This is a genomic window from Porphyromonas sp. oral taxon 275 (genome assembly GCF_018127745.1).
Taxonomy (GTDB): domain Bacteria; phylum Bacteroidota; class Bacteroidia; order Bacteroidales; family Porphyromonadaceae; genus Porphyromonas.
Window position 1 is genome coordinate 1,474,427 of record NZ_CP072333.1, and the last position, 15,888, is coordinate 1,490,314.

Genomic DNA, 15,888 nt, shown 5'->3' on the forward strand with positions numbered 1-15,888 from the left:
GGGATAGTGATTACTCTTGGGGGCTGTCCTCGGGGCGCACACGGCGGGGGAGTAAGGCAGTGGCGAGGGCTGCGAGGAGTAGCAGCACCAGCAGCGCCGAGGAGACCTCAGCCACTAGCTCGGTGCGGTGTATGGACTGAGGGTCGAAGCGCAGCACCAGCTCGTGCGTCCCGGCAGGGATCCAGGCGGCACGCAGCGTATAGTCGGCGCGCAGCAGCTCCAGCTCCTTCGCTCCGTCCAGCACGAGGTGCCAGCCGTGGGGATAGTAGACCTCGGAGAAGACGAGCAGGCGCGGCTGGGGCGTCGTGACCCTGTAGCGCGCCACGCCAGGCTGGTAGTCCAGCAGCTCGACAGCAGGATCGGCACCGACCGTACTGTCGGGGATGAGCTGTGTGGGGCGGTAGCCCTGCAGCTGCGAGGCGAAGCGCTCGTCGACGGCCGCCACGCGGCGCAGCGGCAGCGTGGAGAGGGCGGCCATCTCGGCATCGGCACCCTTGACCCAGGCGATGCTGTCGACGAACCACGCTGCGCCGAAGGCCTCCTCATTACGCTGCACTACGGGCGTGCCGCCCTGACCTGCCTGTGGAGGCAGGATGAAGTAGCGCGTGTCGAGCATATTGTAGGCCTGCATGTTCTGCTGGCTCAGCTGGCGCTCGATGAGATCCTGGTAGCGGCGCAGCTTGGCAGCGTGGTAGCCGCCGACACTGCGGTGCTGGGCACTGGTGGTAGCGTCGTTGAAGGTATTTACGCTGAGGTTCATGACGCGGTAGTGCTTATCCTTGTCCTGCGCGATGAGGCGGTCGGCCTCAGTCACGGGAGCGGCCTGCTGCTCCACCAGCGCCTTGTCGATGAAGAGCTCATCGTGTAGGTAGCGCTTGTCGACCTGCCAGAGGTCGAGGAGCGTGAGCGTACCCAGGAGGAGGTAGAGCATACCTGCTCTGAGGCGTCCCTGATAGTAGAGACCGCAGACGCCCAGCGAGAGGAGGATGATGAAGAAGCTACGCCAGGCGTCGGCCGAGACGATGGAGGCGCGTGCCTCCTTGAGGGCCGCCATGAGCTCAGAGACGGGCATCTGCCCCTGGGCCATAGCCTGGCGGAAGAGCTCCTGCTCCTGCTCGCTGATCAGCGAGAGAAAGGTGCCTGGGATCAGTGCCAGCACCAGGCTGAGCCCGAGGGTCAGTCCGCCCGCGATGAGGAAGCCCCCGCGGTGCTCCTCCACCAGCTCACGGGGACGCTCGACGAAGCGCACCAGCGCCAGCACAGCTAGCACGGGGATGGTGAACTCCGCGATGACGAGGATGGAGGAGACGGTGCGGAACTTGTTGTACAGCGGCACGTAGTCGATGAAGAGGTCGGTGAGCCACATCATGTTGTGCCCCCAGGCCAGCGCTATGGAGAAGATCGTAGCGCCGAGGAGGGCCCACTTGATCGGCCCCTCGACGACGAAGCAGCCCAGCAGGAAGAGGAAGAGGACGAAGGCTCCGACATAGACGGGACCCGCGGTGAAGGGCTGATCGCCCCAGTAGTGATTGAGCTGCCCGAGGATCTGCTGGTACTCGCTGGGGATATGCCCCATAGCATCGGCATCCTCAGCCAGCGCACCCGTGGCACCGCCGTAGGCATTGGGCACGAGCAGCGTCAGCGTCTCGCCCTTGCCGTAGCTCCAGGCCGTGATGTAGTCCTTATCGAGGCCCGAGGCGGTGGCCTCCTTGGCCTGCGCCCCCTGCCCAGCAAGGGGCGTGAGTTCGCTACCTCCACGGATGGTCTCTGCACCGTACTCGTAGGTGTGGTAGAGGTTGGAGCTATTGATGCCGATGGCGATCAGTCCCGAGCCCAGCAGCACGAGCGTGGAGAGGACGAAGCGCCGCAGCTGCCCCGTGCGCACGGCCTCCACGAGGAAGGCGATGAGCAGGAAGAGGATGAGGAAGCCGAAGTAGTAGCTCATCTGCACGTGATTGGAGAGGATCTGCAGCGAGGCGAAGAGCGCCGTCAGCGCAGCCCCCTTGAGGTACTGCCCTCGATAGATGTAGAGGATCCCTGCCAGCGTGGGCGGGATGAAGCAAAGGGTCATCAGCTTCCAGATATGACCCGCGGCAATGAGGATGAGGAAGTAGCTGGAGAAGGTCCACATCACTGCCCCGAGGATGGAGGCGGGGCGCCCCAGACGCAGGGCACGCAGGAAGATGTAGCCGCCCGCCAGGAGGGCGAAGAGCAGCCAGCTATAGTTAGGCAGCAGCGTGAAGGGCCACTGCAGCGTGAGCAGCGTCTGCAGCTTGTGGATCACCCACAGCGAGGGATAGGAGGGCGAGATCTGGTACATGGGCATCCCTCCGAAAAGGCTATTCGTCCAGTAGGAGACCTCTCCTGTGGCCTCGGTGAGGGCACGCACATCTGAGGCCGTGCCGCTGGCCCCGGCCACATCCTGCTGGAAGAGCTCACGCCCCTCGAAGATCGCAGGCATGAAGTACACGAGCGCCAGCCCCATGAAGAGCAGGAGGACACCTAGCCACCAGGGCCAGGAGCGGCGGGCGTGTGCTAGAGCTTGTTTGATCGATAGATTCACTTCGTCGCGTTTTATACCTTGATATATAGTATCCCCAAAGTTACCAAAAATCGGCTAGCTAGCGGCTCTGCGCCTCGCTCCCCGTGGCCTCACCCGCCCTGCTCTCCCCTCCCCCAGCGTGCTACCCCTTCGCTTGGGGCCTCGTCAGGGATATCCATCAAGAGGCTGAGGGACGTCAGTCAGCGCTCTGAGGGACGTCAATGAGCCATCTGAGTGATATCAGTCACAGAGCCTAGGGCTAAAGGGGGCGCACGCTGGGGGATAGGGACACGAGCGTCAGGACAAAGAAGCAGCAAGCGAGGAGCTAAGGACTAAGACGCTAGCAGCTAAGAAGTAGTACGCTTTCAGCTAAAGAGGAAGGACCGCACAGCCCAGCCGAAGCTGCGCCCCTCCTTCGTCTAGAAACAGGCTCCAGCTCCGAGGGGGGCTTCGTCGACTATACCAAAGGAGCACCGAGTACGTATATCTCTGTGATTGCCTACCTTTGCAGGAAGGTATGCGAAGCGGCAAGGCGCGGCAACGGCGGCGTCCATGAGCGCCCTTCGCAGACACCTAAGGACAACACTTGGACTACAGTCACTCCCCGCGCCGCAGCTGCACGAGGAGTGCCAAAGACATTTATAAATAAGGTATGTACAGACACCATCTGCGCCCGCTCCTCGTTACCCTTGGGCTCGTCAGCGCCCTTGCGTCGGGGACGGAGCTACGGGCACAGCGCACGCTCAGCCTCGATTCCTGCCGTCGGCTGGCCCTCAGCCACAGTCGTCTGCTAGAGCAGTGCGACGCCGAGGCTGCAGGCGCTACGGCCAAGCGTCAGGAGGTACTGACGAAGTTCTTCCCCCAGGTCTCGGCACGCGGCCTCTACCTGCACATGCAGAAGGAGCTCCACCTCATTGACTGGTCGACCCCACTGGCGGGCTACAACTTCATCATCCCCGACCGCATCCGCCAGCTCGGCACCATAGACCTGCGCAACGTATGGGTGGCCAACGTGACGGCCATCCAGCCGCTCTACCTCGGCGGCAAGCTCGTCTCGGGCTACCGCATGGCGGGGCTCAACGAGCGCCTGCAGACCGAGCTACGACGCACCACCGAGACCGAGGTCGAGACCAAGCTAGATGAGGTCTACTGGCAGGTCGTCAGCCTCCGCAGCAAGGAGCGCCTCCTGGGCCAGGTCATCAGCCTCCTCGAGCGCACCACGAAGGACGTCGACGCCGCCATAGAGACGGGCGTCGCCACCAAGGCCGACGGGCTGGCTATACGTACCAAGCTAAGCGAGGCCGAGGTCAAGCGCAGCAAGGTCACCAACGGCCTAGCCCTCTCGCGCATGCTACTGGCGGACCTCTGCGGGCTGGAGGAGGACGAACCCTTCACCCTGGCCGACGAGGCCGAGATACAGACCGAGCTCCAGCTGGAGGCCGCCCGTGCCTACCAGAGCGAGGATATAGCCGCCGCCGTGGAGCGCCGCAGCGAGGTACGTAGCCTGCGCCTGGTGGACAGCATCTACGGCCTCAAGGTACGCATGGAGACGGCCGATCTGCTGCCTCAGCTCTATGGCTTCGCCAGCTACTCGGCGACCAATCCGAATAGCTTCAACGGGACGAAGAAGGAATTTGGCAGCCAGTACTACCTCGGCGTGATGCTGCAGGTACCGATCTCCGACCTCTTCTCCGCCACCTTCCGCCGCCGCCAGGCACGCAGCGAGCAGACGGCCAAGCAGCTCCAGCTCGCGGAGGCGCGCAGCAAGATCAGCCTGCAGATCAAGCAGGCCCTACGCGCCGTCGAGGACGCTCGCCGCGCCTGGAGCGCCTCCCTCAAGGCCGTCGAACTGGCGCGCGAGAACATGCGCTACGCCGAGGTCGGCTACCGTGAGGGGGTCATCCCACTGATCAATTACACCCAGTCACAGACAGCCTGGATGAGCGCACAGGATGGACTCATCGACAGCCAGATCCAGCTCCTGCTCAGCAAGAGCAAACTCAAGAATATACTCGCACTCTAGCCCTAGCACCACATGACAATGAGCAACGACAACACCAAGCATACCGACAGCAGCACCTCCAGCCAGGTGCAGAGCGCCAGCCACACGCGTAAGAGCATCATCCTCGGCATTAGCCTCGTAGCCCTAGCCATGCTTCTACTGGCTGCCTCGGGCTATATCTTCTTCGGCCAACCCGAGGACATCATCACCGGTCAGGTCGAGGTCGAGGAGGTACGTATCGCGGGCAAGGTGCCCGGCCGCATCAGTGAGTTCCTCGTCCAGGAGGGGCAGCAGGTACGTCAGGGCGATACCCTCGTACGCATCTACTCGCCCGAGGTACTGGCGAAGCTCGAGCAGGCCGAGGCCGCCAAGAGTGCGGCCGAGGCGCAGCATCAGAAGGCGCTGGCTGGCGCCCGCAAGGAGCAGAAGGAAGGCGCCTACGAGCTCTGGCAGAAGGCTAAGGCTGGCCTCGAGGTCGCCGAGAAGAGCTTCGCCCGCGTCGAGCGCCTCTACAAGGAGGGCGTCCTCCCCGCGCAGAAGTACGACGAGGCTACAGCCCAGCTGCGCGCCATGCAGGCTACCGAGCGTGCTGCCCGCAGTCAGTACGACCTGGCCCTGAGCGGCGCGCAGCGTGAGGACAAGCTGGCGGCAGCTGCCCTCGTAGAGCGTGCTGCGGGTGCGATCTCCGAGGTCGAGGCCTACCGTAGAGAAGGGGCACTGCTCGCCCCACTAGATGGCCGCGTCTCCGAGATTTACCCCCACCGCGGGGAGCTGGTCGGTACGGGCGCGCCCATCATGAGCATCGCCGACACCAAGGCCGTACGTGTACTCTTCGCCCTGCGTGAGGATCAGCTCAGCAAGGTCAAGCAGGGCACGTGCCTCAAGGGCTTCGTCCCCGCCCTCGGGGATAAGGCGATTGAGCTCGAGGTGACCAAGCTCAAGGACCTCGGGAGCTATGCGGCCTGGAAGGCAACCAAGCCCCGCGGTCAGTACGACCTACGTACCTTCGAGGTGACGGCACGCCCCACCAAGGCTCTGGAGGGCCTCCTAGCAGGCATGACCGTCGTCCTCGACAAGGGTCAGCTCTAGTATGGCTGAGCGCCTAAGCAGCATCCTCGAGGTCATGCGGCGTGAGTGGGGGATCCTCCGCACACGCCCCATATACTTCTTCGGGATGATCCTTGCCCCCTTCCTCACGGCCTTCCTCCTGCTCTACATGATGGCAGGCGGGCTGCCACAGGATATGCCCGTCGCGGTCGTAGACGAGGATGGCAGCGCCACCTCACGGGCCCTCGTGCGCAGCCTCGACGCCTTCCAGTCCAGCCGCGTGAGCCTCAGAGCGCTCTCGATGCAGGAGGCGCTCAGCGCCATGCGCCGCGGAGAGGTCTACGCCATCTATCATATCCCGCGCGGGCTGCAGGCCCACGCGGGCTCGGCACGCCAGCCCAAGATCCACTACTATACCAATGGGAGCTACCTGATGGCCGGCAGCTTCACCTTCCGCGACATGAAGATGCTCAGCGAGCTAGCCTCGGCCAAGGTGGGTCTACAGACGGGCCAGGCACGCGGCCGCACCGAGGAGCAGATCATGGGCGCCATACAGCCGATACGCGTACAGCTAGAGGTGATGAGCAATCCCTGGCTCAACTACTCGGCCTACCTGACGACCACCATCCTACCTGGGGTACTGCAGCTGATGATCTTCCTCATTACCTCCTACAGCATCGGCGTCGAGATCAAGCGCCGCACCGCCCGTAGCTGGCTCGCGGCAGCAGACGGCTCCATGGTACGCGCCCTCGTGGGCAAGCTGCTGCCCCATACGCTGATCTTCCTCCTCGTAGGGTGGAGTCTGCAGGGTCTGCTCTATGGCTGGATGGGCTACCCGCTGCAGAGCAGCTGGTGGTCAATGGCAGGAGCGATGCTGGCGCTCGTGCTCTCGGCACAGAGCCTCGGGGCCTTCTTCGTCGCCCTTATCCCTGTACTCAGGATGTCGCTCAGCCTAGGCAGTCTCCTCGGTATGCTCTCCTTCTCCATCTCGGGAATGAGTATCCCAGTGAGCACTATGAGCCCCGCGGTACAGGCGCTGAGTCATATCTTTCCCCTGCGCTACTACTACCAGATCGGCATCAATCAGGCGCTGGTCGGGGCGCCCTGGGTGGAGGCTATGCCGCTCTACCTAGGGCTGCTGGCCTTCCTCCTGCTGCCGCTGGTGACGCTGCCGCGCCTACGCCACTTCCTCCTCCACATGGATTATATCGCCTAGCTCATGTCGCTCACTAGATCGCTCATGATACGCCTCGAGGACGTCCTCGCTATCGCCTGGCGCGAGCTGCGCAGCATCCTTGGCGACAGCGGGGCTATCCTCTTCTTCCTGGTCGTACCCTTCGCCTACCCCTTCCTCTACGCGGCACTCTACGGTGCTGAGGTCGCCCGTGAGGCACCGCTGGTGGTCGTGGATCGCAGCCACTCGGAGCTCAGTCGGGAGTTCGTCCGCCGCATAGACGCCTCCCCCGACGTCTCGGTCGTAGCGCGCGCCACGACCGAGACGGAGGCCACGCCCTACCTCGACCGAGGCGAGGCCTACGGGGTGCTCGTCATCCCCGAGGACTTCAGTCGGCGCCTCATGCAGGGGCGTCAGGCCACGGTCAACCTCCATAGCACCTTCGCCGCCGCCCTCTACTACAAGGGCTACTCGCTGACCGCCACCGAGGTTGCCCTCCAGCTGGGGCGCGAGCTCGAGGCCGAGCGCCACCCCACCGCCTCTACCGAGGCCACGCGCATCCAGGTACGCCCGATCGAGAGCGAGTGGACGAGTAGCTTCAATCCTCAGGGGGGCTTCCAGGGCTTCCTCCTGCCTGGGGTGCTGGTGCTCATCCTCCAGCAGACGCTGCTCCTGGGCTGCTCCATGCTGATGGGGACGCAGCGTGAGCGCGGGACGCTCGCCCGTCCGCGGCTCCATGTCGGAGGGCACTACCTCGGGGTCGTACGTCTGATGCTGGGACGTGCCCTCTGCTATCTGGGGCTCTATACGATGAGCTCGCTCTTCGTGCTCGTCCTAGCCCCGCGCCTCTTCGGCCTACCGCAGCTGCTGGACCTCGGGGTCTACTGCTGGCTGCTGCCGCCGATGCTGCTGGCGATGATCTTCTTTGCTCTCTTCTGGGCGCTGGTGGTGCAGCACCGCGAGAAGACCATGATCCTCTGGGTCTTCACCTCCATTCCCTTCCTCTTCCTCACGGGGCTCTCGTGGCCGCTCAGCGCCATCCCCGCTCCGCTGCGTGCCCTCGGCTACCTCATCCCCTCCACGCCTGGGGTGCAGGCCTATGTCGCGGCCAGCAGCATGGGCGCCCAGGCCTACGATATCCTCCCCCAGTACACGACGCTCTGGGTGCAGGCCATCGTCTACTTCCTCCTCGCCACCTATACCTACGCCCGTATGCTGCGTAGGGAGCCAAGCCACTAAGCCGATGCAGCACATCACCCTCAGCGGAGTATGCCCCGAGGTCTTCCGCGACCAAGCCCTCCAGAGTCAGGTATGGCGTACGGAGCTGACGCTGCTCCGTGGCGAGCGCTACCTCATCGAGGCCAGCTCAGGGGCAGGTAAGAGCAGCCTCTGCAGCTACCTCTACGGCTGGCGCGGGGACTACGAGGGCACGATCGCCTTCGACGGAGCGGACCTCCGCACCTTCAAGGCCTCGCGCTGGACGGAGCTTCGCCAGCATAGCCTCTCCTTCCTCGTGCAGGACATGCGCCTTTTCGAGGAGCTCACCGCCTGGGAGAACGTCCAGCTCAAGAATCAGCTCACTGGCTACCACAGCCCTGAGCGCATCCGCCAGCTCTTCGCTCTCCTCGGAATAGAGGATAAGCTCCACAGCCCAGCACGCCTGCTCTCACTGGGGCAGCAGCAGCGTGTGGCGCTCATCCGCTGCCTCTGCCAGCCCTATGACTTCCTCCTGCTGGACGAGCCCATCAGCCATCTGGACGAGGCCAATGCCCTGACGCTGGCGAGCCTCATCACCGAGGAGGCTGACCAGCAGGGCGCTGGGATCATCGTCACCAGCGTGGGCAAGCAGCTCCCCCTCGACTACGACCAGACGCTCCAGCTCTAATAGGCACAGCCCACCCATGAACGCCCTTCTCCTACGCCTACTGAAGCGCCACATCAGCCCTGCCCAGCTGCTGGGCTTCGTCCTGGCGAACCTCATCGGCCTCGGCATCCTCCTGCTGGGACTACAGTTCTACCGCGACGCCCTGACGGCGCTCTCGGCCAAGGACAGCCTGATGCGCGCCGACTACCTCATCATCTCCAAGCAGGTCTCCTCGGGCCTCTTTGGCTCGCGGGACAATAGCTTCAGCGCCGAGGAGATCGCCGACCTCGAGCAGCAGCCCTTCGTCGCCGCCCTGGGGCGCTTCACCCCCTCTAAGTTCCAGGTCTCGGCAGGCCTAGGCCTGGGCAGCGCGCTCGGCGGTGGGCTCTCGACCTACATGTTCCTCGAGGCCGTCCCCGACCGCTTCCTCGACCTCAAGCCCAGCGACTGGCACTGGGAGGAAGGGCAGCAGGAGGTGCCGCTCATCATCCCGCGCAGCTACCTCGGGCTGTACAACTCAGCCTTCGCCCAGAGCCAAGGCCTCCCCCTGCTGAGTGAGGCGACGATAGGTGCTATCCCGCTGGGGCTGGAGCTCAGAGGAGGGCTAGAGGAGCAGCACTACCGCGGGCGTATCGTCGGCTTCTCCAATAGGCTCAATACGCTCCTTGTCCCCGAGCACTTCATCCAGCAGATGAATCGCCGCCTCGCCCCCGAGCTCCCCGCCAGCCCCACCCGCCTCATCCTCGAGCTACACAACCCGAGCGACCCCGCCATAGCCCTCTATCTACGAGAGCACAGCTACGAGAGCGAAGGCGAGCGCCTGGCCTCTAGCCAGTCGATGTACTTCCTGCGCCTCCTCTCGGGCGTCGTCCTCGGCGTCGGGCTCCTGATCTCTGCCCTCTCGGCCTACCTGCTGCTGCTCTCCATCTACCTCCTCTTGCAGAAGAATAGCCGCCAGCTGGAGAACCTCCTCCTGCTCGGCTACAGCCAGCGCCAGCTCGTCCTGCCCTACGTCCTCCTGACGCTCGTGCTGAATCTGCTGGCCCTGCTGGCCGCCCTAGGGCTCGTCCTCTGGGTACGCGGCTACTACCTCGAGGCGGCCAGCCGCCTCGTCCCCGAGGATCTCGGCGCCTCGCTGCTACCGACGCTGCTCCTAGGGCTGGGCCTGCTGGTGGGGACGACGCTCGTCAACGCCGTGGCCATAGGGCGCAAGGTAAGGAGCCTCCGAGCCTTCGCGCGGCGCTAAGCCCCACCTCCCCGGCCCGCAGGCGCCGAGGCTAGCACCCCCAGCTCCCCAGCGCTCTGACGCGTAAGGGGTAGCTCCGTGAGGGATATCCCTCAGCACCGTCACTGACGTCCCTCAGGGGTGCTGACTGACGTCCCTCAGAGGCCTGACTGATATCCCTCACGGGCGTCCCGCCTTAGCCCGCCACACGCTGAGGCTCGGGAGCAGCTTCGCGCTCACGCGCTGGGAGCGGAGCGCCGAGGAGGCTCACGACAGCCTCGTCCCAGCCATCGCAGCCGAGAGGCAGGCTAGGCAGGGGAGAATGCGTATCTTTGCGGATACTTATTCATGTACTAAGCTGATCAATTAGCTGACCCATATATTAGCTGACCTCTATGCAACAGACCTCGGTATGGAATCGCTGGGCGCCGCCTGCGACGCGCAACCTTATCGTCATCAATATCCTCCTCTGGCTGGCTTCGCTGGCCTTGCTTCGCCACGGCATCGACCTAGATAGCCTCTTCGGGCTGCACTACTTCGCCGCCTCGGACTTCCGCCCGCACCAGCTGCTCACCTATGGCCTGCTGCACAGCCGCGCGGGGCTCGACCACGTGCTGTCCAATATGTTCGCCCTCTGGATGTTCGGCTCCAGCATCGAGCGCCTCTGGGGGAGCAAGCGCTTCCTCATCTATTACTTCGTCTGCGGGATCTCGGCGGGACTGATGCAGGAGCTCAGCTGGCTCTACGAGCTGGGTGACCTCTCGGCCTACTCAGGGGTAGCGACCGAGCAGGGCGTCATCCCCGTGGCGAGCTACATGAACCAGCTCATCACCATCGGCGCCTCGGGCTCGGTCTTCGGTATCCTGCTGGCCTTCGGGGTGATCTTCCCTAATGTGCGCATCTATATCTACTTCCTCTTCCCGATGAAGGCTAAGTACTTCGTCCTCCTCTACGGCCTGCTCGAGCTCTTCCTCGGTGTAAGCAACACGGGGGGCAGCGTGGCGCACTTCGCCCACCTCGGCGGGATGATCGGCGGCCTCATCCTTATCCTGCTGTGGCGTAAGAAGGGAGAGCTCCCCAATGACTGTTACCACTAAGCTCCTACGCCTGCTGGAGCTCGAGGGGACGCTGACAGGGCGCCTCATCCTGCTGCAGCTCGTCGGCTGGCTACTGGTCGGCTGCTGGGGTGAGCTCGACGGGTTCCTTGGGCTCAGCCTCCTGCCGCAGCTGCCCTTCGGCTTCAGCCCCGAGTGGAGCTCCCTCCTACGTGCTCCCTGGACGCTCCTTAGCTATATCTTCCCCCACGAGCACCCGCTACATCTGCTGGCGAACCTCCTCCTGCTCTACTGGGTGGGACTCGAGGTAGAGCGCCAGCTCGGGGCAGCCCGCACGCTCGCGCTCTATATATATGGAGCGCTCGCAGGCTCGCTGAGCTACCTCTTGGGCTACCAGCTGAGCCTCCTCTCGGGGATAGGCCTCATCCTGCCGCTGAGCCTCGTGGGCGCCTCGGCAGCCATTCTCATGGTCGCCTCAGTGAGCCTCCTCACCGCCTGGCCCAGCTACAGCGCCGCGCGGCGTGCTACCCTCGGGCTCGTGAGCCTCCTCGTGGTGGGCTACATCGCCGCAGGGCTCATCAGCGACTTCAACCGCGGTGGGGCGCTGGCGCATCTAGGCGCCATCCTCGCTGGCCTCCTCTACTGGAGCGCCCAGCGCCGCGGCTACGAGCCCAGCCGCGCCCTAGAGGGCTACCTCCAGCGGCACCAGCTCCTGGGCTGCACCCCGAGCGCCGCCCAGACCGAGCCCCTCTCCAGCACCACCTCTCCCCTCAGCGAGGCAGAGCAGAGCGAACTCCTCGCCTTGCAGCAGCGCCTCCGCTACTCGGGCTACCCCAGCCTTACCTCCCAGGAGCAGCAGCGCCTGCTCCACCTCCTCTCTCGATCGACAGACCAGCCCCTGACTCAAGGAGATGCACAAGCCTAGTCCTATCATCCGCATCAGTTCACGTATCGCCAAGGGCGTCCTCCTCGTGGGGACGATCCTCTACGCCCTCCTCTTCCTCTTCGGCGCCTACTCGGGCTACATCGCCCCGATGCGCTGGACGGCCCCCGCCTTCCTCGGGCTCTTCTTCCCCCTCCTACTGGCGGGCTGGACACTGATCAGCCTCTTCTGGCTGCTGACGCTGGACGTCCGTCGGCTCCTCCTCGTAGGTGCCGTCTGGCTCATCGCCCTACCGCAGCTGCTCACCTTCTTCCCCATCTCCCGCTCGACGAAGGTCCTCGGGACGGAGGGCGAACTGCTGCGCGTACTCAGCTACAACGTCAGCGCCTTCGGCTTCAAGCCCCACAGCGCGACGCAGCCCAACCCCATCCTCCAGTACATCCGCAGCAGCGATGCCGACATCGTCTGCCTGCAGGAGGCCATGCTCAACCAGAACCCCGAGGCGGGCGTCGTCACCAAGACGCTGCGTGAATACTTGGCCTCCGACTACCCCTACATCGCCTGCATCCAGGTCGGCACGGGGGGGAGCACCCTGGCCATACTCTCCAAGTACCCCCTCAGCGAGGTCGAGCAGATCCCCGTGCCTACCCATGCCAACGGTGCCATCAAGGCTAAGGTCAAGCTCAAGGGCCGCGAGCTACTGCTGGTGAACGTACACCTCGAGTCCTTCCACCTCAAGGCCGACGACGGTGCCAACTACATCGCTCTGGCGAAGCAAGGCGAGGCCCTGCAGCTCAAGGACGCCCTGCGCGCCAAGCTTGGCCCGACCTTCCGCTACCACAACGCCCAGGCGGTGATCCTCCACGAGCTGATCAAGGCCTACAACAGCCCCCGTGTGCTGGTCTGCGGCGACTTCAACGACACGCCGCTCTCCTACACCCGCCGCAAGATCGGCGACGGGCTCAAGGACGCCTTCGTCGCCCGCGGCAATGGCTTCGGCTTCACCTTCCGCAATCGTCCCTTCATCGTGCGCATCGACCATATCCTCTACGGCAAGGCCTTCCGCGCCCTGAGCTGCGAGATCGACAAGACCGCCGACGAGAGCGATCACTACCCCATCAGCGCCGTCCTCGCCCTAGACGAGGCCTTCTATCAGGACTAGTCTGCCACCCCCTACAGCCCTACCGTGTACGCCAGCAGCCCGTATCCTATACTGTGCTCCAAGATACGCCAGTACCTCATCGACTTCCTCATCGGCCCCGTCGTCCTGCAGGGCCATGGGCAGGAGCGCTACCGTAGGCGCTTCGAGCTCATCGGCTACACCAGCGACCCCGAGGAGATGAAGCAGTACCCGATCGTGATCATCCCCTCGGGCTTCTTCGATCGTAGGATCTACGGCACCGAGGCCGCCTATCCGCAGCTACCCCTCACGGAGTGGCGCGGCATCCCCCTGCTCTTCGGCGAGCCCCGTGAGGAGTGGCATCCCGAGACGGGGCAGTTGATCCTCTACGCCGACCTCCTGGCCTCGGCCTTCTTCCTCGTCTCCCGCTACGAGGAGATGTACTGCCGCAAGCAGCGCGACGACTACGGCCGCTTCCTCGGCAAGTACTCGCTGCCCTACCGTGCGGGCTTCCTCCAGCGCCCCATCGTAGACGAGTACGGCGCTACGCTGCGGCAGCTGGCACTGGACTACGGCCTCGTGGAGCGCTACGGGCTGCAGCTCGAGGAGCGCCCCCAGACCTTCAGCCACGTCAACCTGACACACGACCTAGCGCGCCCCTACAACTACCGCGGCTGGCGCAGCTTCCTACGCGCCTGGCTGCGTGAGGGCAAATCCCTGAGGCAGGCCCTACGCCTCGTGCTCTCGCCCGACGCAGAGGACGACTACTACACCTACCCTAAGTTCCTCGAGTGGGACAAGGCACTACGGGACCAGCTGGATAAGGGGCAGGTGGACCTCTACTTCTTCATCCGCATGCCCTCACGGCACACGCTGGACAAGCCCTGCTATAGGCCCAGGTCGCCCTACATACGCCGCATCCTCCTCGAGGGGAAGCGCCACGGCGTACGCCTCGGGCTGCAGTCTAGCTTCGCCGCAGGCAAGCATGCCGAGCGCATCCGCGAGGAGCGCAGGCTCTTCGAGCACTACTTCAAGCAGCGTCCCCAGGGCGTGCGGCACAATAGGCTGATGTCCTGCGAGCCCGAGGACCTCTTGCAGGCCTACTTCTCAGGCTTCCGCAATGACTTCACCATGGGCTACCCCGATGTCGCGGGCTTCCGCCTCGGCACCTGCCGCCCCGTACGCTTCATCAATCCCAATACACGCCTGCTGACGGATCTAGTGATGCATCCATTGATCCTGCGCGACCTCACGCTCAGCGACGCGCGCTATATGGCGCTCGACCAGGCTGCCGCCACGGAGCTCGCCGAGCAGCTGGTGCGCACCACGGCGCGCTACAACGGCTCCCTCACGCTACTCTGGCACAACGACCTCCTCTCCCAGCGCACGCACCCCTGGCACTCGGTACTCTACCGCGCCATACTGCGCCTGGTGGCCGAGCTCCATCGTGCCCAGCAGGCTCCCGAGCTTGCCTCCATTGACTACTGACCCATCCATGCCCGCCAGTCCCTTCACTAGACTTCACCTAGCCCAAGCCCCCCATCACCCCTGTCCGCTCATCGCTGGGCCCTGCAGCGCCGAGACCGAGGCACAGACCCTCGAGACGGCCCGAGCGCTCGCCGTCCAAGGGGTGCACTACTACCGCGCTAGCCTCTGGAAGCCCCGCACACGCCCAGGCTCCTTCGAGGGCGTCGGTCAGCTAGGCCTCCCCTGGCTAAGGCGTGTGGAGACAGAGCTAGGGATGCAGGCACTGACGGAGGTCGCCACGGCCGAGCATGTTGAGGAGGCCTACGCCGTAGGGCTACGTGCCTTCTGGATCGGCGCCAGGACGACGGCGAGCCCCTTCGCCATCGCCGAGCTGGCGGAGGCCCTTAGCGGTCGGGACGTGCTGCTGCTGGTCAAGAATCCCCCGCAGCCCGACCTCGAGCTCTGGGAAGGCGCCCTCCTACGGCTGCAGGCTGCAGGCATCACGCAGCTGGGGGCGATCCACCGAGGCTTCAGCACCTACGCCCGCGGCAGCTACCGCAACGCTCCGCTCTGGCAGCTGCCCATCGAGCTACAGCGCCGCCACCCCGAGCTAACCATCCTCGTAGACCCCAGCCACATCGCTGGCAACCGACAGCTGGTACCGCTGGTGGCGCGTATGGGGCTGGAGATGAACTTCTCGGGCCTCATCATCGAGACCCACTGCACGCCCGAGGCCGCCTGGAGCGACGCCGCCCAACAGCTGAGTCCGCTTCAGCTGCAGCAGCTCCTCCAGCAGCTCGACCTCGGCCCGGCGAGTCCCAGCGCCGTCCCTTCCCTCGACCTCGACCCGCTACGTGCCGAGATCGACCGCCTCGACGGCCAGCTCCTCTCCCTCCTCTCCGAGCGCATGCAGATAGCCGAGCGCATCGGCGCCCTCAAGCGTGCCGCACACCTGCCCATCGTCCAGCCCGATCGCTACCGTCAGCTCCTGGAGGCGCGTCTGCAGGAGGGGCGTGCCCGCGGCCTTGATGAAGGCTTCGTCCGCGAGCTCTTCAGCTCCATCCACGAGGCCGCCGTACACGTACAGCAGGCAGCACAGCACTAAGGCCATGCGACGCCACCGCTTCGTCCTCACCCTCGGGAGCAACGACCGCCCCAGCGAGCAGATCGCCTGGACCCTGGAGCAGCTGGCGGGCCTGCCGCTAGAGCTTCGGAGCTCTACCCCACGCAGCTCCAGCCCTGTGGACTTCCCCCTCTCCTCCGCCCCCTTTACCGATGTCGTCCTCCTGGGCTATACCGCACTGGAGCTCGACGAACTGCAGCGCCTGCTCAAGGCCCTAGAGCAGCGAGCAGGCCGCACGCCCGAGCAGCGCCGCCTGCACCCCGAGCGCATCCCCATAGACATCGACCTCATCACCTGGGACGGGACCATCCTCAAGCCGAAGGACTGCACCCGCCCCTACCTACAGCAAGGGCTAGCCGAGCTCGGCATCCCGCTCCTCGACTAGC

13 protein-coding genes are annotated in these 15,888 nt (G+C 64.7%); 12 read left to right on the top strand and 1 reads right to left on the bottom strand.

The window, feature by feature from the left end; all coding sequences use genetic code 11:
• Positions 1-10 precede the first annotated feature (10 nt).
• Positions 11-2,563: a hypothetical protein gene (locus tag J4862_RS05870; protein ID WP_249107405.1), complete on the bottom strand. Its 2,553-nt coding sequence runs from the start codon at positions 2,561-2,563 to the stop codon at positions 11-13.
• A 631-nt stretch (positions 2,564-3,194) separates the two neighbouring features.
• Here J4862_RS05870 and J4862_RS05875 point away from each other — a divergent pair.
• The 12 genes from J4862_RS05875 to J4862_RS05930 all read left to right on the top strand — a co-directional run bounded on the left by J4862_RS05875 (position 3,195) and on the right by J4862_RS05930 (position 15,887).
• Complete coding sequence (locus tag J4862_RS05875) at positions 3,195-4,565, top strand: TolC family protein (RefSeq protein ID WP_211788196.1); 1,371 nt, start codon at positions 3,195-3,197, stop codon at positions 4,563-4,565.
• 18 nt (positions 4,566-4,583) lie between these two features.
• A complete protein-coding gene (locus J4862_RS05880; protein WP_211788197.1) occupies positions 4,584-5,633 on the top strand; it encodes an HlyD family secretion protein in 1,050 nt (349 codons plus the stop codon).
• Position 5,634: 1 nt separating this feature from the next.
• Positions 5,635-6,807 carry an ABC transporter permease gene (locus J4862_RS05885; protein ID WP_211788198.1) on the top strand — a complete coding sequence of 391 codons (1,173 nt, stop codon included), beginning with the start codon at positions 5,635-5,637 and terminating at the stop codon, positions 6,805-6,807.
• Between the two features lie 3 nt (positions 6,808-6,810).
• On the top strand, positions 6,811-8,004 hold the full coding sequence (locus tag J4862_RS05890; protein ID WP_211788199.1) for an ABC transporter permease: 1,194 nt from the start codon (positions 6,811-6,813) through the stop codon (positions 8,002-8,004).
• A gap of 4 nt (positions 8,005-8,008) precedes the next feature.
• Positions 8,009-8,650, top strand: coding sequence for an ATP-binding cassette domain-containing protein (locus J4862_RS05895; RefSeq protein WP_211788200.1), 642 nt, complete (start codon positions 8,009-8,011; stop codon positions 8,648-8,650).
• A 16-nt stretch (positions 8,651-8,666) separates the two neighbouring features.
• On the top strand, positions 8,667-9,875 hold the full coding sequence (locus J4862_RS05900; protein WP_211788201.1) for an FtsX-like permease family protein: 1,209 nt from the start codon (positions 8,667-8,669) through the stop codon (positions 9,873-9,875).
• 374 nt (positions 9,876-10,249) lie between these two features.
• Positions 10,250-10,951, top strand: coding sequence for a rhomboid family intramembrane serine protease (locus J4862_RS05905; protein ID WP_211788202.1), 702 nt, complete (start codon positions 10,250-10,252; stop codon positions 10,949-10,951).
• Positions 10,935-11,834, top strand: coding sequence for a rhomboid family intramembrane serine protease (locus tag J4862_RS05910; RefSeq protein WP_211788203.1), 900 nt, complete (start codon positions 10,935-10,937; stop codon positions 11,832-11,834). Before J4862_RS05905 ends, J4862_RS05910 begins: the two co-directional genes overlap by 17 nt.
• Positions 11,821-12,954 carry an endonuclease/exonuclease/phosphatase family protein gene (locus tag J4862_RS05915; RefSeq protein WP_211788204.1) on the top strand — a complete coding sequence of 378 codons (1,134 nt, stop codon included), beginning with the start codon at positions 11,821-11,823 and terminating at the stop codon, positions 12,952-12,954. Before J4862_RS05910 ends, J4862_RS05915 begins: the two co-directional genes overlap by 14 nt.
• A gap of 24 nt (positions 12,955-12,978) precedes the next feature.
• Entirely contained in the window at positions 12,979-14,400 is a 1,422-nt protein-coding gene (locus tag J4862_RS05920; RefSeq protein ID WP_249107406.1) for a polysaccharide deacetylase family protein, read from the top strand.
• On the top strand, positions 14,390-15,484 hold the full coding sequence (locus tag J4862_RS05925) for a bifunctional 3-deoxy-7-phosphoheptulonate synthase/chorismate mutase type II (protein WP_371742381.1): 1,095 nt from the start codon (positions 14,390-14,392) through the stop codon (positions 15,482-15,484). The genes J4862_RS05920 and J4862_RS05925 overlap by 11 nt, the downstream gene beginning before the upstream one ends.
• Before the next feature lie 4 nt (positions 15,485-15,488).
• The gene (locus tag J4862_RS05930; protein WP_211788205.1) at positions 15,489-15,887 is read left to right on the top strand and encodes a 2-amino-4-hydroxy-6-hydroxymethyldihydropteridine diphosphokinase; all 399 of its coding nucleotides are present in this window, start codon (positions 15,489-15,491) and stop codon (positions 15,885-15,887) included.
• Position 15,888: the final 1 nt, after the last annotated feature.

Bases quoted from the DNA above. Each gene is read 5' to 3' on its own strand.
- J4862_RS05880 (WP_211788197.1), top strand. From the start codon at position 4,584: ATGAGCAACGACAACACCAAGCATACCGACAGCAGCACCTCCAGCCAG.
- J4862_RS05890 (WP_211788199.1), top strand. From the start codon at position 6,811: ATGTCGCTCACTAGATCGCTCATGATACGCCTCGAGGACGTCCTCGCT.
- J4862_RS05885 (WP_211788198.1), top strand. From the start codon at position 5,635: ATGGCTGAGCGCCTAAGCAGCATCCTCGAGGTCATGCGGCGTGAGTGG.
- J4862_RS05905 (WP_211788202.1), top strand. From the start codon at position 10,250: ATGCAACAGACCTCGGTATGGAATCGCTGGGCGCCGCCTGCGACGCGC.
- J4862_RS05930 (WP_211788205.1), top strand. From the start codon at position 15,489: ATGCGACGCCACCGCTTCGTCCTCACCCTCGGGAGCAACGACCGCCCC.
- J4862_RS05875 (WP_211788196.1), top strand. From the start codon at position 3,195: ATGTACAGACACCATCTGCGCCCGCTCCTCGTTACCCTTGGGCTCGTC.
- J4862_RS05895 (WP_211788200.1), top strand. From the start codon at position 8,009: ATGCAGCACATCACCCTCAGCGGAGTATGCCCCGAGGTCTTCCGCGAC.
- J4862_RS05910 (WP_211788203.1), top strand. From the start codon at position 10,935: ATGACTGTTACCACTAAGCTCCTACGCCTGCTGGAGCTCGAGGGGACG.
- J4862_RS05915 (WP_211788204.1), top strand. From the start codon at position 11,821: ATGCACAAGCCTAGTCCTATCATCCGCATCAGTTCACGTATCGCCAAG.
- J4862_RS05900 (WP_211788201.1), top strand. From the start codon at position 8,667: ATGAACGCCCTTCTCCTACGCCTACTGAAGCGCCACATCAGCCCTGCC.